Source organism: Bacillus cereus group sp. RP29 (assembly GCF_040459765.1).
In the GTDB taxonomy this organism is placed as follows: domain Bacteria; phylum Bacillota; class Bacilli; order Bacillales; family Bacillaceae_G; genus Bacillus_A; species Bacillus_A paranthracis.
In genome coordinates, this window is sequence record NZ_JARVHN010000001.1 from 2,937,511 (window position 1) to 2,956,467 (window position 18,957).

The window sequence follows — 18,957 nt, forward strand, 5'->3', positions numbered from 1 at the left end:
ATCATTCACAAATCATGATAATAAAAGAGGGATTGTTTATGGAAATGAGACACGTTAAAACATTTTGTGCGATTGTTAAGTATGGTGGTTTTTCTAAAGCTGCTCATGCATTAGGTTATGTGCAATCTACAGTTACAGCGCATATGAAAGCATTAGAGAACGATTTACATATTCCTCTTTTCGATCGGTTAGGAAAAAAAGTACTTCTTACAAAAGCAGGTCATCAATTTCATCCTTATGCTTTAGAATTACTTGCAATTTATGAAAAAGCGCAAGAAATCCCTCAAAATACCGATCAATTAGAAGGTACATTGAGTATTACATCAAACGAATCATTAGCAGTATATCGTTTACCACAATTATTACGTACTTACAAACAGAAAAATCCGAAAGTAAATATCGTACTTGAAACAAACACAAATGAACAAGCATTACAAAAATTACATGAAGGAGAAACAGACGTTGTCTTCATAATTGGAGAAAGTATAGAACATAATGATTTTATTACGTGTACTTTTAGTAATGAAACATTTGGATGGATTTTACCACCCCATTACTGTACACACTCTAATCCATTTTATTTACTAAACGATACCCAGTTTATCTTTACGGAACAAAGCTGCGGCTATAGACCGATGGTAGATCGTTTTTTACGTCAAAGCGGGAATATTCCAGCTAAAACATTTGAAACTTCCAACGTTGAAGTCATTAAACAATCCGTCATGTGTGAATTAGGAATTTCAATTCTTCCTTACATCGTTGTACAAGAAAGTTGTCAAAAAGAGCAACTCTGTTTTCAGCCTATTGAAACTCCAACAGTTATTCAAAGCCATGTAATCTATCATAAATCTAGATGGATTTCCCCTGTAGTACAGTCGTTTCTTTCACTATTAAAGGTTATGAAAGTATAAAATAATATGAAAGAAAACATGAGTTGAAATCCTTTAAAGAATATCAACCCACGTTTTCTTTACTACCACTTATATAGTCATCTTCTTTTTATTAGGTGATGTTTTTTCTTTAACTAGAACAAATATGATTGGAAGGACAAGTAAACTAGCAATTGCACAGATTGTTCCTAAAGAAAAAAACGGAAATCCATTACTTATGGCAAGTGACGCTACGCCAGAAGCAATAGTCATCCCAATATACATGGCAGAGCTATTTAATGCCATTACAGTCCCTCGCACAGCTGGTTTTAATTCTGAAATTAGTGCCGTTAATGATGCTTGTCCAAATCCAATAAATAAACTCCAAATAATATGTACAATAATTGCAATTACTAGATTTTCTGTGGAAAGCGAGAATAACATTACACTAATTGAGGATACAATGCTCGCAATGACTATAACACTCTTCTTTCCTATTTTATCAGCTAATTTTCCACCTAAAATATTACCAGCTACACTACCAACTCCTGCCAAAAAAATTACTATACCTATTTTACCAACAGAAATTCCAAAATTATTCTCATAATAAACACCTATGTATGAAAACATGCCATGTAATCCAATTGTCCATAGAAACGTTGCTAATAATGCAAATAAAACTGATATATTTACTACAGTCATTTTCAATGGTGCATCCACCGTTTCCGTTAAAGAAACATGTACATCCTCTCTCTCTTTTTCATTTCTTAATATGTGATTAATTAGTAATGTCAGAAATAAAGTTAAAAGTCCTATACTATAAAATGTCCATTGCCAATTTCCTATTTCAGATAAAAATGCGCCTATAGGTACTCCAATGACTGTTGAACCTATCATTGCTCCCATAATTGTTCCCATCGCTTTTCCTCTTGACTCATATGTAACTTTATCTCCTACTAATGCAAAAATACTTGGCATAATCATTGCACCAGATAAACCTGTTAGACCGCGAAATAATAAAAGAATTTCAAAATTCTTCGCTAATCCCGTACAAAATGTAGAAATAGAAAAAATAATAAACCCTATTATGATCATACGTTTCCTTCCAACTCTATCAGACATCATTCCAAATACGGGTGCAGTTATTCCATAACAAAGTGCATAAATAGTAATTAATAACCCTCCACTCCCATCAGGGATACTAATTGTTTCTGTAATTACTGGTAATAAAGGTGCCACTAATAATGAATCTAATCCAACAAAAAAAGCTACAATTGCCAAAATACGTATCATTGACTTTAACTCCATATATAACTCCCCTTTATTTCACATATGAAATAATTATTTATTATTATCCCTTCTTTAATTTTCACTGTACTAGTTTTTATTTCACATATGAAGTATTTATATAAATAAAAATGTAACAGAATGTTACATTTTTACTATATTTAATTCAAGTGCTTCTTCCACTTTAATAATAAAGCCTCTAAAAGTCCTTCTTCTTCTTTCGTAAAACAACCACAATTCTCTTTTAAAAAATCACTATATTGCACATCTACTTGCTTTTTCGTCTCTTCACCTTTTTTAGTTAAATAAACGAGCGTTTCACGTTGGTCATTCGGGTTCTTCTCTGTCATTACGTAACCATCTCGCTTCATCCGTTGAATCATTGTTGTCATATTACTTGGAACACATCCCATGTTTTCAATTAACTTTGACATAGATACTTTCCCAGATTTTGCGAGTACTTGAATCACTCCAAATTGTACATAACTTATATCATATTGTTCAATTGCCTTATCTAGATTTTTTTGGAGTAAATGATAAACATCACGAATATTACCGTAAAGCTCTCTGTTATTCATATGTAAGCCCCTCTATTTTATTTCATATATGAATCATATTCCCATTTATTTCTTGTGTCAACAAAAACACCTTTGTAATTATGATGACAAAGGTGTTTCAACATATCTCTTATTTATTAGTCTGTCCCCCACCTGCAATTAATTTACTACCTGAATATGTACCTTTTTGCATAAACACCTGATTAATCAACTCTTTTTGTTCCGCTTCTGACATTACTCCTGTTCCTTCGCCTAAATTCCCGCTTTGTAATTTCCAAATCTGATTGTGATCCGCATCCATTTTTTCATATTTTCCTTGTTTCCATCTCTCTAAAATATCTGCATATATTTTTCCTTGTACTAGATCATTGTTCTTTACAATATCAAGTAAACTTTCAATACGTTCTTGTGTAATAAAAATATAGCCCCACTTTTGATCAGCTTTCGTTTTTTGATGTGCCATTTCATGTAACGCTGTCTGTATTTTCTCATCTGTCCATTTAAAATTTTTATTAAAGCCGCTATTTGGTAATGAATGATTGCCATTTTCTAAAACCTTTGCATCTTCAGCTTTTACATTACTATCAGCCAGCACTTCTGCTGCCGGAGCAGCGGGTGATGCCTTTTTCGCAGCTGGTTTACTATTATTCAAATAATACAGCATACCATATGTTAAACCTACTCCGATTACCGCCATGCCAGCTATAATTCCAATTATTTTAAAGAATGTTTTCATCTTGCTCGTTTCCTCCCGCATATCTCATTCATAATATCTATTTATCAAAAACAGATGCAGCATCTCTTTTTTCGCTGCTTACTACAATTTTTTCATACTAGTCAACATAAACATAACTTTTACTTTCTAGAAATGTAGCAACTCCATCCTCATCGTTACTTTTAGCAATAAATTTAGCGACTGCTTTTAATTCCTCAACAGCGTTACTCATCGCTACACCAACCCCACACTTCTCTATCATTTCCATATCATTGTAGTCATCTCCAAAGGCAATAACTTCAGATACGTCTCGATTTAAGTGTTGTAGAACATATTGAATACTATTCCATTTTGAAACTTCTGCATGCATAATTTGACACAATGTCCCGTCATCTATAATGACTGCCTTGCATTCATCAGGCAATTCTTTAATAAATTTCTGGTTTATTGAGCCTTTAGTACAAATAATCGCTTTAGAAGCTTTTTCAAATTCTAAACCTCTTACATCCATAATTTCACATGGTATATTACCAAAATAATAAGTAACATCAAAATTTGAATACAACTTATCACCTATTTCAAGGCAAATCTCATGAAGATTATACTTGTTTGCTATTTCTATGATTTCTAAAATGTTATTTTTAGAAATCTTCATTTCATATAAAATATCATTCCCTTTAAGAACTAGAGCCCCGTTATAACAAATGATAATCTCACTCTTTAACACGTCGGGAATATACTGTTTTATAGCTCTTGGCGGCCTTGCTGTAGCAAAAATCAATTCGTCTCCATTATTTTTACATTCCCTTAGAATATTAATAGATTTCTCTGAAATTGTTTTATCACTTCTTAATAAAGTCCCATCAAGGTCTGAAATAATAATCTTTTTCATACTTATCTTTATTCTCCTTTCACAAATAATAATTCGAAATATTGGTTATTTTTCGGATCACCAGAGCTGCTGCGGATAGTTAATCTCAACTTTCTTTTTTTCTCAATTTAATTCCAAATATCATTTCCATTTGTTATATATTTTTTATTTCCTGAAGTACATACATATTTCCTTATATTGTATTTCTTTTCTTTAAAAATTGAAAGATTATTCTGTCAAAAACACTATCTTTTCTAAATACTAATTCCACTCAAAGCATTTCATTTTAATTTTATAAAAATAAATGATAGCCTTATATTTAAAGGAGATGAATAAATATGAGTTTATTGCATAACGGTTTAACTTTTTTAAACTTTGATGATACGTATTTATTACAAAATAAACTACATTCTTATTCACATGAAGATATTGATTTTACTCATTTAGAACACGCAAATCTATATTGCGAAAACACTTCTTTAATGCATATAAAAAGAGCATTAAATCGCAGAAAGAATAAAGGAATTACTTTTATAGGTTCTGGAAATTATCATTATGTATCTCATTTATTATTAGAAGAAATAAACAAGCCTTTTACCCTTATACTATTTGATCATCATACTGATATGAACTTACAGGGAGCGAATGAACAGACTCTTATTTCCTGTGGATCTTGGGTATCATTTTCTCTTCGAAATAATGATAATTTAAAGAAGGTAATCATTATTGGGCCTTCTTCTCTTACAATTCATTCTAATGATTGTCCATACGTAGAAATTTTTCCAATTGATATATCACATGAAGTATCCATACATACAATACTTTCACATATTCATACAGAAACAATATATGTAAGCATTGATAAAGATGTTTTAGATCCAAAAGTTACTATTACCAATTGGGATCAAGGGCACATGAAATTATCTAGACTTTTACAATTTATTCATTCTCTAATTATGAATAAATCTATTTATTGTATTGATATTTGTGGTGAACACCCAGTTTATCCTTCTCAACTTTTCTTACCTAAATATAAAAATGCTATTCATAAAAATGAACAAGCAAACTTACAAATTTTAAAAACAATTTATGAAACGAACTTACATATTCAATATGCATAAAAAGAACGAGTACCTTATAAGGTACTCGTTCTTTTTATGCGCGATTTTCTTTTAACCACTTCGTAATCGCATCTAATCTCGAAACATCAAAACGACTCTCTTCACACACATGTAAACTGTTTAAGTTATTTACAATTTCTAGTTCATTCGTTTTTACACTTTTCGCTTCAATTATTTTGCAGTACCCGTCTGTAATGGCATTTAAATTTTCATAATAACGTTGAAACGATTTTGATATATGTAAATGTTTTTCAAAGTTTCTTCTTCTTTTTGTCTCGTCAAATTCTTTCCGTTTTCTAAGTTCTTCATCATTCGTATATAAATAAAAATATTGATCAGGAAAACCAATTTCCCTATGTATCAGCTTTTCTTTATAAAAGTTTTCTATTAAAGATAATGGCTGATCAAATATTTCAAAATGGAAACACCAATTATAACTAAGCGGCTGATAAATGTCTCCATCAAGTATTACTAATTTATATTGCTCTGACTTCTGCATTGCTATTTTCCAGCGCTCTACTTGTTTTTCAAAATACCATGTTCTATGTTCATTTTTTGGTCTTTCAAATAATAAATTCACTTCAGGTATAATATAAGCACCATAATTCTTTTCTAACTCACGACACGTTGTGCTCTTACCAACCGCACTTGCTCCCTCAAACGCTATAATCCCCATAGTTTCTCCCTCTTTCATTAACTAAAATCTCTTTGTTTCGCTTTTCTCCCCCATAACTGTTTCCATAAAACAATTGAAGCGATGGAGAGCATTATTGTTGTAATGATACTGCCTTCAATACCAAATGTGCCTCCATGCAATATTTCTGGTCCATTTGTTATAGACTTAAAAATCGGAGTGGAATACACATTTGTACCACTAACGGCGAAACCATATACATTATATTGCGCCCAATTCCAAATTGAGTGCCATGCACATATTCCCCATAGACCATCTTCTTTCAATACGTATAAAGCTGCGTATACTCCAACTAATATTATATTCGATATAGATAATATTGTAATTCCCGGATTAAGGAGATGAAGAAATCCAAATAAAAAAGAAGTAACAATTATTCCAACCCATATACGACCTCTAGTAGAAAGAACCGGGAATAACCAACCTCGTACAATAATTTCTTCAGTTGCCCCTTGTATTAAAAATGCAACTAAGGATCCTAATATACCTACTATTACTGTTGAGGTAATATGTTGTACTTGTAATTTTACACTTCCCATTAGTAACAGCAAAATAACTGGTATTGAAATAAATACAAATCCTATTAATGCACCTTTTAAATACTTTCTCATCCATTTCTCTTTCCAAAAACCAATGGATGAAAATGGCCTTTTTTCTACAAAACGAATCCATATAAATAAAATGAGTATAGCTCCTCCAAATGTTAACAGCATTCTAATATTATCATAAATCCCTTTCATGAATGTTGTTTCAACTTTGGGTAAAAATAACATAAACAACATAAATAGTTCACCTAAAGTCAAAAATATAATGGCTAATATTACAGCAAAGATTGGATGGACTTTTTTTCTCCCTGTTTTTGCTGCTTCAATTATTTTAAATGAATTATTTTTCACTCTCTTTCCTCCTTTTCCTTTATTAATATTTAATTCCCACCAGTTAACAACCATATTTTACCACAAGTGACCTATTAATAATATTTCACTCCATTTTTTACATGATTTTGCATAAACCAAAATTAGGAATAATATATAAATAAAAGAGATGTTTTTGTGTCTTTTACCATCCGATTTCACACTGGTATTACCAGCACTTGCTATTTCCCACCATTTGTTGTAAGATAGTAATTAAGGTCAATTTAACAGTATATTTTCTTTGCATATTATCAAGTATCAATCAGGAACATTTTATATTCCTTATGGGTTTTTGATAATATGTGAAATTTTATTTTTCATTCAAATAAGGCCGAACATATTGTAATCTTTTTAATTTTTAGGAGGCATTACCATGACATTAACAGGTAAAGTAAAATGGTTTAACAGCGAAAAAGGTTTCGGTTTCATCGAAGTTGAAGGTGGCAACGACGTATTCGTTCACTTCTCAGCTATCACTGGCGACGGCTTCAAATCTCTTGACGAAGGTCAAGAAGTTAGCTTCGAAGTTGAAGACGGTAACCGTGGACCTCAAGCTAAAAACGTTGTAAAGCTATAATTCAAACAATAAAAAGGTTGTTACCAGCACGGTTAACAACCTTTTTAATATATAACTAAAATTTTTTACATAAAAGGAGTGGTTACATGTATCGCAATCGAAAGAACGATGTAGCAGAAGTACCACCAGAACAAACCCCTGTCTGGGAATGTGAAGCAGAGGATTGTTTAGGATGGATGAGAAAGAACTTTTCATTTGAAGAAGAGCCTAAATGCCCTTTATGTAAAAGTAGCATGAAAAGCGGAGAACGTTTATTACCTAAGTTAGGTTAATTTTTACTTAACCCCTCTTATTTAAGAGGGGTTTTTTATTATAAATTTAAATCTTCAACATCCGTTCGAACTATAGAATACAATAATGCATCATGTTGCTTATTTCCTTGATGAATATATCCACGTAATAATCCTTCTTTATGAAAACCTATTTTACATAACATTTTACAAGAAGTAACATTTTCAGGGTATGTAATAGCACCAATTCTAAATAAGCCTAAATCTTGAAATCCATAACGAATAATTTCCCTGGCTGCTTCTGACGCATAACCATTCCCCCAATAACGAGGATGTAAGTCATATCCAATTTCAGATCGTTTACTCCATAATTGTAAATTATTTAATCCAATTGTACCTATTAAAGTATTTGTTTCTTTTAATACAATCCCCCATCGTATTGCCTTTTTCTCAAAGTAATTTTTTGAAAAAGATTCAATCATACGTGAAGCTTGTCCAAATTCTGTAAAAGAATTCATACCGTAATAACACGTTACCTCATCCAATGAAAAGATTTCATATATTTTTTGACAATAAGATTGTTCTATTTCAACTAAACGCAAACGTTCTGTTTCTAATATAGGAAATGCCATAGGATCACTCCTTTCTTTCTACTTATTCATTATAGCAGAAAACATATTTATAATTAGGAAAGTCCTCAATGTCCCATTAATCAAATATTTCAAGAGTAGCCTACCCTCTTAATTCAATACGAACTAAGAGTAACCCTTCTTGCATTTACATGATGCGAAAAATAAAGAGATGATCATAGTACATTGATCATCTCTTTATTCCATACTCACTTTTCCCTTCTAAAACAACACCCTACCCCATACATTTATGGTAAAATATAGTCAATACATTATTTTATTGTGGAGGTGTAAATTTCCTTTGTATATATTCATCAGCTTATCCCTCTTACTCATATTACTCATATTTTTATTCGCAAAAAAGTTCACTCCAAACTCATTCATGATGACTAGTTTTAAAGGCAATAGCTTTAAGACATTTTCAATCAGCATTTTAATCGCCGCTACTCTTTCTCTTTCATATGGAATCTATCACGCAGCAACATATCAACCTAAACATTTAGATATCACATTACAAAATCAAAACTTTACTGTTTTCGGTAACGTTGGAGAGCTTGGATATTTCTCAGAAGAATTATTAAAAAAAGATACAGAAGTTAAGCTACATTTTGCCTCTTGGAAACCAATGCAATTAAATAATCCAGAAATAATAGTAAACTATCCTTCAGGTAAACAGGAAACATGGAAACCGAACATAACATTACTTCCTGCCAATAAATTAAAAGAGAAACATGGTATAAAAGAGCTTTATCAACTCTCATCATATTCATTTAAAGAATCCGGTAATATAACATTAACGATTACTGAGAATCATACAACGAATAAAAAGATCTCAATTCAAGTAAAATAAATAAAATGTCCCTCCGTTATATTGGAGGGACATTTTATTTATATATGTATGCTATATTAATTTGTCGGTTCATTTAATGTTGCAATTATCTTATTTGCAGTGTTCTTTCCATTTCCAATACACGCACCAATACCGACACCGTAATATGAGGCACCTGCTAAGTATACATTAGGATATAGATCCGTCATTTTTTCTTGTAATGTTTGAACTGCTTGATTATGTTCTAAATGATATTTCGGCATTAAATCTTTCCATTTTGTCACTTCAACTACTTCTGGTTCACCTTTAATTCCGAGACTCTTTTCAATATCATATAAAGCGACTCGTACTAGTTCTTCTTCATTATAATTTTTAATCGTTTCATATACCGGATTCGTACTCTTATAAAACATTCTCACTAATAGCTTTTGGTTTCCAGATGTATGTTTCCACTTCCGGCTTGTCCATGTACAAGCATCACAATGTAAATCACTGTTTTCTGTTACGATAAATCCTGTGCCGTCCGCTGGTAATTGTTCATCTAGTATGTCAAATCCTAAGTAAATACTTATAAGTGATGAATTTTTAAATGTATGAAACTGCTCGTTTAACTCATTAGACTGTAATAAACTTTCTGCGATATCATGCGGAGTCGCTAAAACAACATAATCAGCTTGGATTGATTCGTGATTTGCAAAGGAGACTTCATAGCGATTACCTTGTTTACTTACAGCTGTCGTTACAACACCCTTCTTAACAACCGTCTCAGTCAGCACTTCTTCTAAACGATCAATAATCGTAGATAATCCACCTTTAAATGATACGAACTTTTTGTTTCCTGCTGATTGAAACTGCTTTTTATTCTCTTCAAAACCTTTAATAATACTTCCATATTTATTTTTATAATCCAGTAAATACGGTAGTGTAGACGCCATAGTAAGCTCATTCAATTTACCAGAATATACACCTGAAAGCACCGGAGCAATTTGTCTTTCTACTAACTCTTTTCCTAAAAAGCTTTCTAAAAATACAGCAAGAGAAGTATCTTTTGTAAACTCTTTATTTTTCGTTATGAAATCTTTTAAAGCAACAATTTTCCCCTTCGTTGATACTAGCGTACTGCTAAACAACGATCGGGCACTCATCGGTATCCCAAATATAGTGTCAGAAGGAATTGGATGTAAAATATTATCAGAATATATGTAAGAAATACCCGTTTCATTATATACCATTTCTTCTTCTAAATTTAAATCTTTTATAAGCGGCATGACATGTTCATTACGAGCAACGATAGAATCTGCTCCGGATTCCATAATAAAATCCTTTTCTTCTACACTATGGATTTTCCCACCTAAGTACTCTTCTTTTTCTACAAGGATTAAATTTAAATCTATATTATAATCCTTTTTTAATTTTTCTAAATAAAACATAGTAGAAAGTCCCGTTATACCTCCACCGATGACAACAACTGTTTTCATATGTATTGCGCTCCTAACCGATACAATTAATAATTCCTTTATTATTATACCCAAAAGTCCTTATATTCGACTAGCAACTTGCGCATTCTGTAAGAAATTAGACAATATATCCGAATAAATTTTTGGTTGATCATTATGTACTAAATGACCGGCAAACGGAATAACGGCAATATGAATATTTCCGTTTAATTGTTTGAACGTTGTAACAGCTGTAACTTCATCTTCTGAATCTCCCCCAGCAATACAGAGTGTAGGTATTTGAAGATTCGCTACATCACCAGTTTCATCGAAAGGATATCAATCTTTAACTTGCCACGATTCAAGCAATGCTTTCCAATCACTTTTTTCATGAATTTGATTCATATACGTTATAACTTCTTCATTTTTCATCAATTGCTCGTGACACTTCGCTTCATACTCCAGAGACTCTTCCCAATTATCCCTCTTAACCGGAAAGATTCCTGAAAAAGTTAATGTTCTCACTTTCTCTGGATACTTTTTTGCAAATAATAAAGCGATTAATCCCCCTAGTGAAACACCCGCTATATGACATCTATCAATTTATAGATGCTCTAACGTATCATATAAATCCTTTGCAGAACGTAGGAAATAATTCTCCAATGTCCCCCCTGATTTTCCATGCCCTCTTAAATCAGGGCGAATGACTTGATAATTTTGTTCTCGAAAAAATGCTACCTGCTCTTCATATTCTACTAAACCTGTCATACCACCAGAATGTAAAAGTACGATTGGTTCCCCTTCTCCTGAAATGTACGTATGTAATATCATGTATCCGCCTCCTCTAAAACAGAATATTCCATCTATTATTAGTATATAGAATATACATCTGAATTTCCAAATAAAAAAGAACTATAACATTTTCACATCATGTCATAGTTCTTCCTATTTTAAAAACATAAAGTAATTAATCAGTTTGTCTATTTCTTGACTTAATGCCAATACTTTTTCATGTTGAATTCCGTAATCTGATACTAAATATAAAAGTTCTTCTTTCTTTATTTCAATTATTTTTTCCAATTTCACTAATTCCATGTCGTTTTACTTCTCTCTCCAATACTAAAATGTATGTATTTTAGTATAGCCTATTTACATAATTAGTAAAAGTAAAATACTCATGTAAAATCTTACATATTTTAAAATAATATACTAACAACAAATAAATTTATATTTTTGTACCTTAATACAGACCATTAGGCTTCATTACGTATTCATAACAAATCGGAATTTCTCTAAAGTTATATCTTTATATTTTGGAGCCCTCCTAATATGATCAAAGTAACTATATGAGAATTTAAAAACATGTCCAAAATCCCAATCAATTGACAAGCCACCTTTTAAAACAGTTTTATTTTCCATCTTTCTATCCCCCGTAAAAAAATCACTTTATACTCATCCTAAAGATGGCGTCAATACAAATAAAATATGATTGGATTCATCACTCTTATTCAAAAAACGATGTTTCACATTTGGCGGGATACGTACAACATCTCCTTCTTCTAAGAAGTACTCTTTGCCTTCTAACTCCACATAAACTTCTCCTTTCATAACAACAGCAATTTCTTCTTTATCTTCATGTGAATAGTGATTTTCCGTTGTATTTGCTTGTTTATTTAGGTCCATCATTAACATTTCAATACGCGCTTTCATAAAATCTGGTGTTAATACATCGTAAACTATGTGATCGCTATTTTCTCGATATACTTTCTTTCTATCTTTCTTCTTAGAAATGAGTGAATCTGTATCAATCTCATTAATAAATAGTGTAAATAGCGGTACATTTAACGCTTTCGCTATTAATTCCAATACACTTAACGAGGGATTCGCATGTCCTCGTTCAATTTGACTAATTAATGAAGTACTAATTCCTGCATAATCCGCAAATTCGCGAATTGTCATCTTATTTTTCTTACGATAACTTAATACAGTTTGTCCAAGCCTATCATGTATCATAGTAAATCCTTCCTTCGTCCATCATAATATATATTTCATCGCTTTTGTGTTGACTTACTAAACAAAGGCAAATAATCCTTTTCTATCGTCTCCGAGACTTATATACTTACCTTTGTACATTTTATCGTATTTAGTTCATTATAATAGACAATCTATCGGAGGGACAAACTTTGAAATCACCTATTCTTTCATATTGCATCTTATTTTTCGGTGTATTCGCCTTATCAACTTCAGCGATTTTTGTAAAATTGGCAGATGCTCCTGCAACTATCATTGCTTTTTATCGATTATTTTTCGCTGCATTAATTCTGTTGCCATTATTACTTTTTAATCGAAACAATCGAAACGAACTAAAAACAATAACAAGAAGACAATGGGGATTCGGATTCATTTCTGGGCTATTTTTAGCTGCACATTATGTACTATGGTTTGAATCGTTACAATATACTTCTGTAGCAAGCTCTACTGTTATCGTAACGTTACAACCTTTATTCTCAATGATTGGTGGTTATTTTTTATTCAAGGAAAGGTTTACGAGAGGCGCGATTATCGGTTGTCTCATTGCTATTTCAGGAAGTATCATCATTGGCTGGCAAGATTTCCAAATTAGCGTGGAAGCCTTATACGGAGATATTTTAGCATTTATTGCGGCAGGAATTATTACCGCATACTTTTTCATTAGCCAATATGTTCGTAAAGATTTGTCACTTATACCGTATTCGCTCATTAGTTATGGAAGTAGCGCCTGTTTTCTTGGTATATTTGCTTATATGAAACACGAATCTCTTATCCATTACTCTACACAAACTTGGCTATGCTTTATTGGTTTGGCGTTTATTGCTACGATTTTAGGGCAAACGATTTTTAATTGGTTATTAAAATGGATGAGTGCTACTGTAATCTCCATGAGCATTTTAGGAGAAACAATTGGGACTTGTATACTAGCGTACTTTATATTAAATGAGACTATTTCTTTACAACAAGGACTAGGCATTACAGTTATTTTTATTGGTCTTGCATTATTTTTATTACAACCAAATTCTAATAAAAAAGCATGACATTATACTGTCATGCTTTCACTATCCATTATGTACAATTAAACCATCAGGTCTAAAACGACTCATCATAATTTCATTAATAAACTTTCCGTGAGCTTTCAAATTTCCTATCTTTACTCCCTCTTCTACAAATCCGAATTTTTCATATAGAGTTTTCGCTTTAGGATTCGTTTCTAAAACACCTAGTTCTACTCTCTCTAACATTAACCAATTATCAGCCAAATCAAGCATTTTTGTAAGAAGAGCTTTTCCAATGCCTTTATTATGATATTCACTATCTACCCCGATAAACAAATCACCCGAATGAGATCTACGTCCAGGACTTTGGGTTAACCCAACAAATCCTACAACTTCCCCATCATACTCTGCGACAAATTCAAATTGATTTGGTGCTAAATTTCGAATTCTATTTTCCATCGCATCTACACGCATGCTAGGTAAGAAAATCATATAAGGTAAAACGTCATCTTGTATGCATATACGGTGAATCGCTCTGGCATCTTGTATTTCTACTGCTCTTACTTTGATCGTCATATTTTCTTCCCTCCATATTCTTAACAATACATATATTCCATTCTAGCCTCCCGCATGAAACCCCTTCTCTCCTTTATTTCTTTATGTTATTTTTATATAATTATTTCGGCATAATATTAGCTTTACGAACAAACTTATCTACATTAACCGGTTAACTTTTTACTTTATTATATAACGCAAGCAGCTTTTCCATTGGAATACCATTTACTTTCATACCGGCTATATCACAATTTTCTATTTCCATATTTTTTAGATTACTACTACTTATCGTACTCCCTTCTAAATCACATCTATTAAATGAAATAGGATATTTATTTTCTCCAAGACTTGTATCTTTAAATTGAACTCCACCTAAAATCACCAAACTAAATTTACTGCCAGAAAGATTTAAATCTGCATATGAAGAACTTCTAAAATTAATATTTCTAAACTTGGATTGACTTACATTACAATTGCTCATATTCATATTCCTTATATTGCTGCCAACAAATGAACTATTTTTTAAATTTACTTGATAATACTCTGTATTTTCCAAGTTGCAGTTTTCGTATTGGCTATTTTTCATGTCTTCATTTTTAAATACACTTTCTTTGTTTGAGCTCGTCCCTATTCTTTTCACGTAACAATACTCATCTTCTGATTCAAAAATTGTTTGGTAACCCATCTTTTTATAAAAATGGTGATTATTAATTTGTCTACTCGATGTTTCGAGATCCCAAATCCTTATGCTTGGATATTCCGCTTCTATTAATTTAATAACATTTGATCCAATTCCTTTCCCTTGATAAACAGGCTCTACAAAAATACGATCAATCCGGCCATATGACTTACCTGAGATTGTAACTATAATTCCCCCGATTATTTTTTCATCCATTATTACTTTATAAGAATCCAATTCTTCGATTGAATATCTCATCATTTCTACTGAAGAATACCCTGGTGGTTGGATGTTATAGTCAATAACATCACCTTGACCACATAACCATCGTTCTGCTTCTTCATCAAATGTTCTTGTCATTATTTCTGTTAATTTTTCAGCATCTAAAATTGTAGCTTTTTCTATAGATATTATTGCCATTTTTGTTTTCCCCTTTATTATTACAAGATAATATTTTTGTAAACAATACAGTTATAAAATAAAGAAAATTAAAATTAATCACTCTACTTATTATTAAACTACAAATCAACCTATATTTTCCACTGTTCTTTAGATGAATAAAAAAGAGACCATGCAATATAAACATGATCTCTTCTATTATTTATTTTCACTTGTATATAATTTAAAATTAGTTTTTATTTCAGCCACTCGTTACAACTATTACTTAACTCCTGTAAATCCTCTATAAATCGACTTGCATGATATCCATCACAAACCGAATGATGTACTTGCAATGAAACTGGTAGCATAACTTTATTTTTTTCATTAAAATATTTCCCACAAGTTATAATAGGTAATAGATAATCAGCATCATTACTAATATTAAGATTAAATCCAGTAAAACTAGTCCAAGGTATGCTAGAAATCGGAAATACATTAGGCGGAGTATTTTCTTTCGTGAAAAGACCATGGACACTAGCATAGTATCTCATATCGTCTTCATAATTTTTATAGAAAGTGCGGAAATCACTTGAATAATCCGTCCATATACTTGAAAAAGACTTATCATCTTTATGAAAGATTGTATAACTCGGGATCATTTCCTCCCAATAGCCTAAAGCTCCTTCATCATTAAAAGATGTTCGAAATTCTTTATGATTATTTACTACTTTAGAAATTAAATATATAAAAACGGGATAAAATTTTACTCCCTTTTGATATACTTCCTCTAATAACATCGTGATATCAACATTAACAGTCATACTAAATGTACATTTCAACTTTAAATAATGCTCAAAATACTGCTCTCTATTCCAATTTTCTCTATCAATTACATGAAACTTCATTTTAATAGCCTCCTAAAATTTTCTTTTTATTTTAGGAGGCTAATTTCCTTGCTTTCACCATAATTGTTCACTCCTAACAGTTTACATTTCACCCTAATTGTTTATTTAATTATATTACATCTATAAGAATCAATTCACATATTTCTGGAAATCCATCCACATACTATAAATAAATCAAATAAAATTTGGAGGATTCATACATGAATAACAAAAATATAAATAAAAAAGAAAATGTTATCGAAAACGCTACACCTATTCAAAATAATAATACTGCCAATCTTACTATCGAAGAACAGGCAATGAACGGCTTATATGGAATGCCAGAAACCGATATTGAAGATGCTGATCATGCTGCATCTGATGATTTGACTTCAAAAAATTAATTACATTGAAAAAAGCCAAGGAAAATATCCTTGGCTTTTTCAACTACGCATCCACTTTTTGTATCTCTTCACTCTTCCTTGAAAGTTTTCCTGGCCAAAAAGCAAAGCGACCTAAAACGACTGTGATTGCCGGTACAAGTAGTGGTCTTACAATAAACGTATCTAGTAATACACCAATTGCTGTTACAATACCAAATTGAACGAGCACTTGAATTGGAAGTGTTCCTAATACAGCAAAAGTTCCAGCTAAAATTAAACCTGCAGATGTAATGACACTACCGGTTTGTATAACGCCATTTTTTACTGCATCCAAATGATTTTGTGTCTTTCTGTTTTTCCATATTTCTGAAACCATAAAGATATTATAATCTTCACCTAAAGCAACTAAAAATACGAATGCATATAACGGTATTGCGCCTTGAATGGCTGGTGCTCCCATACCGAAGTGAAGTAATATCCATCCTGCTCCTAATGCAGAGAAAAATGATAAAACAACAGTTACAATTAAATAAATCATCGCGACAATTGATCGTAAGTAAACAAGTAATAATAAAGCTATAATACTAATCATTACTGGAATAATAACCGCTTCATCACGTTCTGTAATTTGCTTTGTATCATATAATGAAGCCGTTTCTCCGCCAATCCATAGTCGATCTTCTGCATTACTAACCCCAGCATCTTTTAATACTTTTTCTACACGAGTTTTCAATTTAGGGATTTGATCTAATGCTTCAATTGAGTATGGATTTTCAGCTAAAGAAACCTCATACATTTTAATTTGCTTATTTTCTTTCCCCTCTTTTGGTTCTTTCACTGTTTTTACGAAAGAGAATTTTTCTAGTTCTTGTTTAATAGGAAGCTCTTTTCCTTTCGTATCAACAACAACTTTTGCTGGCGCTAGTTCACCAGCTGAAAAATGATCACTAATTAACGTAAACCCTTCGCGTGAAGGCATATCCTTTGGAAATGATTCTAATAGGTCATATGTGTATTGAATACGTGGTACAAATGAAGCCAATCCACCTAGTACAAATACAGTAAGCATAATGATTGTCCACGGTCTTCGTACTACTACATCTCCAAGTTTTTTACTAAAGGCACCTTTTGATTTTTTAACTTTTACTACTTTCTTTTTCCTTCTTGCTAATTCCTCATTCATCGAAGTTGTTCTCGGTACAAACGGGAAGAATGCAGCTCTACCGAAAATTAATAATAACGCTGGTAAAATTGTTAAAGCAGCGATTCCCATAATAAATACAGCAACACTAAATGGTACTGCAAATCGATGGAAGGCACCATAATGAGCAAGCAATAATGTTCCTAATCCAAGTACAACAGTTAACGCACTCATTATTATTGCACCACCAGAAGCTTTAATTGCAAGTTGCAGCGCCTTATATTTGCTTTCTTCTTCTAACAAGTACTCCCGATATCTCGAAATTAAAAATAAGCAATAGTCCGTTCCAGCACCAAACAATAGCACTGTCATGATTGATATCGCTTGGGCATCGACTTTAATCCATCCGTAATCAGCTAAAAAACCAAGTGTAGGACTAATAATACCGTATGCAAAGCCAACAACAAGTAAAGGTAAAATCGCTAATATTGGTGAGCGGTACAATAAGATTAATAAAACCAATACAAGTAATACAGTAGCAACTAACAATTTCACATCTGCTTGACTAAATAAGCTAACTGCATCCGTTTGAATGCCTACAGGTCCAGATAATCGAACATGTAAACCAGCGTCACTAATTTTTCGTTTGAATGGATCTTCATCGACTTTACTATTCACTATGTTTCTTAAATCTTCAAGATTTCCTTTTAATATATCTGTTCCAGCCGACTTGTTAAAAAATACCGGTGTAACAAATGATGTACCGTCTTTTGAAGCACTTTTTGATAATACTTGTTCCGGGATTGTATCAAATGGTGGTAACGTTGATTGTTCCTTTAAAGGACTAGCTTTTAACTCTTTATAAACGTCTTGTATGAGTTTATAATCTTGTGACTGTAATCCACCATCTCTATACCATACTACTAACAACGGATTCCCCGCATTATTCGGAAACTCTTTTTTCATAAGTGCTTCCGCTTGCTGCGACATAGCTGTTTCGGGTAAATTTTTCGGGTTCGGTTCTTTCGTACTATTTACTTGTGGTAACGTAAATGAAAGTAATAATGTAATAAGAATCCATACCGATAAAGTGATCCATTGCGTATTTTTACCTGCTACAAGCCTCCCTAACATATGTAACGGGTGCTTTTTCATAAAAAAAACCACCTTCCTTTT

The 18,957-nt window shown here is 31.9% G+C and carries 22 protein-coding genes and 1 pseudogene; 7 read left to right on the forward strand and 16 right to left on the reverse strand.

The window, feature by feature from the left end:
- The first annotated feature begins 38 nt into the window (after positions 1-38).
- Positions 39-911 carry a LysR family transcriptional regulator gene (locus tag QCI47_RS15680; RefSeq protein ID WP_000425885.1) on the forward strand — a complete coding sequence of 291 codons (873 nt, stop codon included), beginning with the start codon at positions 39-41 and terminating at the stop codon, positions 909-911.
- A 69-nt stretch (positions 912-980) separates the two neighbouring features.
- Here QCI47_RS15680 and QCI47_RS15685 read toward each other — a convergent pair whose 3' ends face one another.
- The 4 genes from QCI47_RS15685 to QCI47_RS15700 all read right to left on the reverse strand — a co-directional run bounded on the left by QCI47_RS15685 (position 981) and on the right by QCI47_RS15700 (position 4,320).
- Positions 981-2,177 carry an MFS transporter gene (locus QCI47_RS15685; RefSeq protein ID WP_048556993.1) on the reverse strand — a complete coding sequence of 399 codons (1,197 nt, stop codon included), beginning with the start codon at positions 2,175-2,177 and terminating at the stop codon, positions 981-983.
- A 140-nt stretch (positions 2,178-2,317) separates the two neighbouring features.
- On the reverse strand, positions 2,318-2,734 hold the full coding sequence (locus tag QCI47_RS15690) for a MarR family winged helix-turn-helix transcriptional regulator (RefSeq protein WP_001065034.1): 417 nt from the start codon (positions 2,732-2,734) through the stop codon (positions 2,318-2,320).
- 109 nt (positions 2,735-2,843) lie between these two features.
- On the reverse strand, positions 2,844-3,449 hold the full coding sequence (locus QCI47_RS15695; RefSeq protein WP_000846580.1) for a PRK06770 family protein: 606 nt from the start codon (positions 3,447-3,449) through the stop codon (positions 2,844-2,846).
- Positions 3,450-3,546: 97 nt separating this feature from the next.
- Positions 3,547-4,320 carry an HAD family hydrolase gene (locus QCI47_RS15700; RefSeq protein ID WP_353811852.1) on the reverse strand — a complete coding sequence of 258 codons (774 nt, stop codon included), beginning with the start codon at positions 4,318-4,320 and terminating at the stop codon, positions 3,547-3,549.
- Between the two features lie 317 nt (positions 4,321-4,637).
- On the opposite strand from QCI47_RS15700, the gene QCI47_RS15705 reads away from it, so the two are divergent.
- Positions 4,638-5,420 carry an arginase family protein gene (locus QCI47_RS15705; protein WP_309422733.1) on the forward strand — a complete coding sequence of 261 codons (783 nt, stop codon included), beginning with the start codon at positions 4,638-4,640 and terminating at the stop codon, positions 5,418-5,420.
- A gap of 34 nt (positions 5,421-5,454) precedes the next feature.
- Here the strand turns inward: QCI47_RS15705 and QCI47_RS15710 are convergent, their stop codons facing one another.
- Positions 5,455-6,114, reverse strand: a complete 660-nt coding sequence (locus QCI47_RS15710) for a nucleoside/nucleotide kinase family protein (RefSeq protein WP_000657887.1) — start codon at positions 6,112-6,114, stop codon at positions 5,455-5,457.
- Complete coding sequence (locus QCI47_RS15715; RefSeq protein ID WP_000794828.1) at positions 6,114-7,010, reverse strand: CPBP family intramembrane glutamic endopeptidase; 897 nt, start codon at positions 7,008-7,010, stop codon at positions 6,114-6,116. The genes QCI47_RS15710 and QCI47_RS15715 overlap by 1 nt, the downstream gene beginning before the upstream one ends.
- A gap of 391 nt (positions 7,011-7,401) precedes the next feature.
- Here QCI47_RS15715 and cspD point away from each other — a divergent pair, with 391 nt between their 5' ends.
- Together cspD and QCI47_RS15725 are read left to right on the forward strand one after the other, a co-directional pair.
- Positions 7,402-7,605 (forward strand): cold-shock protein CspD, encoded by a 204-nt coding sequence (gene cspD / locus QCI47_RS15720; RefSeq protein ID WP_000176368.1) that lies wholly within the window; start codon positions 7,402-7,404, stop codon positions 7,603-7,605.
- A gap of 86 nt (positions 7,606-7,691) precedes the next feature.
- Complete coding sequence (locus QCI47_RS15725) at positions 7,692-7,877, forward strand: cold-shock protein (RefSeq protein ID WP_000286198.1); 186 nt, start codon at positions 7,692-7,694, stop codon at positions 7,875-7,877.
- Positions 7,878-7,915: 38 nt separating this feature from the next.
- Here QCI47_RS15725 and QCI47_RS15730 read toward each other — a convergent pair whose 3' ends face one another.
- Positions 7,916-8,467, reverse strand: coding sequence for a GNAT family N-acetyltransferase (locus QCI47_RS15730; RefSeq protein WP_000885380.1), 552 nt, complete (start codon positions 8,465-8,467; stop codon positions 7,916-7,918).
- A 298-nt stretch (positions 8,468-8,765) separates the two neighbouring features.
- Between QCI47_RS15730 and QCI47_RS15735 the strand changes: the two genes are divergently transcribed.
- Positions 8,766-9,314, forward strand: coding sequence for a hypothetical protein (locus QCI47_RS15735; protein WP_000275268.1), 549 nt, complete (start codon positions 8,766-8,768; stop codon positions 9,312-9,314).
- Positions 9,315-9,370: 56 nt separating this feature from the next.
- Here the strand turns inward: QCI47_RS15735 and QCI47_RS15740 are convergent, their stop codons facing one another.
- From QCI47_RS15740 to QCI47_RS15760, 5 genes and pseudogenes are all read right to left on the reverse strand, one after another.
- Complete coding sequence (locus tag QCI47_RS15740; RefSeq protein ID WP_000860368.1) at positions 9,371-10,771, reverse strand: protoporphyrinogen oxidase; 1,401 nt, start codon at positions 10,769-10,771, stop codon at positions 9,371-9,373.
- A 60-nt stretch (positions 10,772-10,831) separates the two neighbouring features.
- Positions 10,832-11,560: pseudogene (locus QCI47_RS15745) on the reverse strand (alpha/beta fold hydrolase).
- Between the two features lie 114 nt (positions 11,561-11,674).
- Positions 11,675-11,824: an aspartyl-phosphate phosphatase Spo0E family protein gene (locus QCI47_RS15750; RefSeq protein WP_071725005.1), complete on the reverse strand. Its 150-nt coding sequence runs from the start codon at positions 11,822-11,824 to the stop codon at positions 11,675-11,677.
- Positions 11,825-11,992: 168 nt separating this feature from the next.
- Entirely contained in the window at positions 11,993-12,148 is a 156-nt protein-coding gene (locus QCI47_RS15755; protein WP_000428945.1) for a hypothetical protein, read from the reverse strand.
- Positions 12,149-12,181: 33 nt separating this feature from the next.
- A complete protein-coding gene (locus QCI47_RS15760) occupies positions 12,182-12,742 on the reverse strand; it encodes a helix-turn-helix domain-containing protein (RefSeq protein WP_000581024.1) in 561 nt (186 codons plus the stop codon).
- A gap of 170 nt (positions 12,743-12,912) precedes the next feature.
- On the opposite strand from QCI47_RS15760, the gene QCI47_RS15765 reads away from it, so the two are divergent.
- Positions 12,913-13,800, forward strand: a complete 888-nt coding sequence (locus QCI47_RS15765) for a DMT family transporter (RefSeq protein ID WP_000841792.1) — start codon at positions 12,913-12,915, stop codon at positions 13,798-13,800.
- A 21-nt stretch (positions 13,801-13,821) separates the two neighbouring features.
- Here QCI47_RS15765 and QCI47_RS15770 read toward each other — a convergent pair whose 3' ends face one another.
- The 3 genes from QCI47_RS15770 to catA all read right to left on the reverse strand — a co-directional run bounded on the left by QCI47_RS15770 (position 13,822) and on the right by catA (position 16,278).
- Positions 13,822-14,334: a GNAT family N-acetyltransferase gene (locus QCI47_RS15770; RefSeq protein ID WP_000153560.1), complete on the reverse strand. Its 513-nt coding sequence runs from the start codon at positions 14,332-14,334 to the stop codon at positions 13,822-13,824.
- A 151-nt stretch (positions 14,335-14,485) separates the two neighbouring features.
- A complete protein-coding gene (locus QCI47_RS15775) occupies positions 14,486-15,412 on the reverse strand; it encodes a GNAT family N-acetyltransferase (RefSeq protein ID WP_000974857.1) in 927 nt (308 codons plus the stop codon).
- A 215-nt stretch (positions 15,413-15,627) separates the two neighbouring features.
- Complete coding sequence (catA, locus tag QCI47_RS15780; protein WP_000668566.1) at positions 15,628-16,278, reverse strand: type A chloramphenicol O-acetyltransferase; 651 nt, start codon at positions 16,276-16,278, stop codon at positions 15,628-15,630.
- A gap of 200 nt (positions 16,279-16,478) precedes the next feature.
- Between catA and QCI47_RS15785 the strand changes: the two genes are divergently transcribed.
- Entirely contained in the window at positions 16,479-16,661 is a 183-nt protein-coding gene (locus QCI47_RS15785) for a DUF4021 family protein (protein WP_001060594.1), read from the forward strand.
- Between the two features lie 43 nt (positions 16,662-16,704).
- Here the strand turns inward: QCI47_RS15785 and QCI47_RS15790 are convergent, their stop codons facing one another.
- A complete protein-coding gene (locus QCI47_RS15790) occupies positions 16,705-18,936 on the reverse strand; it encodes an MMPL family transporter (protein WP_076873682.1) in 2,232 nt (743 codons plus the stop codon).
- Between the last annotated feature and the right edge of the window lie 21 nt (positions 18,937-18,957).

Excerpts from the sequence above, each read along its gene's own strand:
- QCI47_RS15700 (WP_353811852.1), bottom strand. The coding sequence starts at position 4,320 with ATGAAAAAGATTATTATTTCAGACCTTGATGGGACTTTATTAAGAAGT.
- QCI47_RS15725 (WP_000286198.1), top strand. The coding sequence starts at position 7,692 with ATGTATCGCAATCGAAAGAACGATGTAGCAGAAGTACCACCAGAACAA.
- QCI47_RS15750 (WP_071725005.1), bottom strand. The coding sequence starts at position 11,824 with ATGGAATTAGTGAAATTGGAAAAAATAATTGAAATAAAGAAAGAAGAA.
- QCI47_RS15770 (WP_000153560.1), bottom strand. The coding sequence starts at position 14,334 with ATGACGATCAAAGTAAGAGCAGTAGAAATACAAGATGCCAGAGCGATT.
- QCI47_RS15680 (WP_000425885.1), top strand. The coding sequence starts at position 39 with ATGGAAATGAGACACGTTAAAACATTTTGTGCGATTGTTAAGTATGGT.
- QCI47_RS15710 (WP_000657887.1), bottom strand. The coding sequence starts at position 6,114 with ATGAAAGAGGGAGAAACTATGGGGATTATAGCGTTTGAGGGAGCAAGT.
- QCI47_RS15785 (WP_001060594.1), top strand. The coding sequence starts at position 16,479 with ATGAATAACAAAAATATAAATAAAAAAGAAAATGTTATCGAAAACGCT.
- QCI47_RS15690 (WP_001065034.1), bottom strand. The coding sequence starts at position 2,734 with ATGAATAACAGAGAGCTTTACGGTAATATTCGTGATGTTTATCATTTA.
- QCI47_RS15790 (WP_076873682.1), bottom strand. The coding sequence starts at position 18,936 with ATGAAAAAGCACCCGTTACATATGTTAGGGAGGCTTGTAGCAGGTAAA.
- QCI47_RS15730 (WP_000885380.1), bottom strand. The coding sequence starts at position 8,467 with ATGGCATTTCCTATATTAGAAACAGAACGTTTGCGTTTAGTTGAAATA.
- QCI47_RS15775 (WP_000974857.1), bottom strand. The coding sequence starts at position 15,412 with ATGGCAATAATATCTATAGAAAAAGCTACAATTTTAGATGCTGAAAAA.
- QCI47_RS15755 (WP_000428945.1), bottom strand. The coding sequence starts at position 12,148 with ATGGAAAATAAAACTGTTTTAAAAGGTGGCTTGTCAATTGATTGGGAT.
- QCI47_RS15740 (WP_000860368.1), bottom strand. The coding sequence starts at position 10,771 with ATGAAAACAGTTGTTGTCATCGGTGGAGGTATAACGGGACTTTCTACT.
- QCI47_RS15705 (WP_309422733.1), top strand. The coding sequence starts at position 4,638 with ATGAGTTTATTGCATAACGGTTTAACTTTTTTAAACTTTGATGATACG.
- QCI47_RS15760 (WP_000581024.1), bottom strand. The coding sequence starts at position 12,742 with ATGATACATGATAGGCTTGGACAAACTGTATTAAGTTATCGTAAGAAA.
- QCI47_RS15695 (WP_000846580.1), bottom strand. The coding sequence starts at position 3,449 with ATGAAAACATTCTTTAAAATAATTGGAATTATAGCTGGCATGGCGGTA.
- QCI47_RS15685 (WP_048556993.1), bottom strand. The coding sequence starts at position 2,177 with ATGGAGTTAAAGTCAATGATACGTATTTTGGCAATTGTAGCTTTTTTT.
- cspD (WP_000176368.1), top strand. The coding sequence starts at position 7,402 with ATGACATTAACAGGTAAAGTAAAATGGTTTAACAGCGAAAAAGGTTTC.
- catA (WP_000668566.1), bottom strand. The coding sequence starts at position 16,278 with ATGAAGTTTCATGTAATTGATAGAGAAAATTGGAATAGAGAGCAGTAT.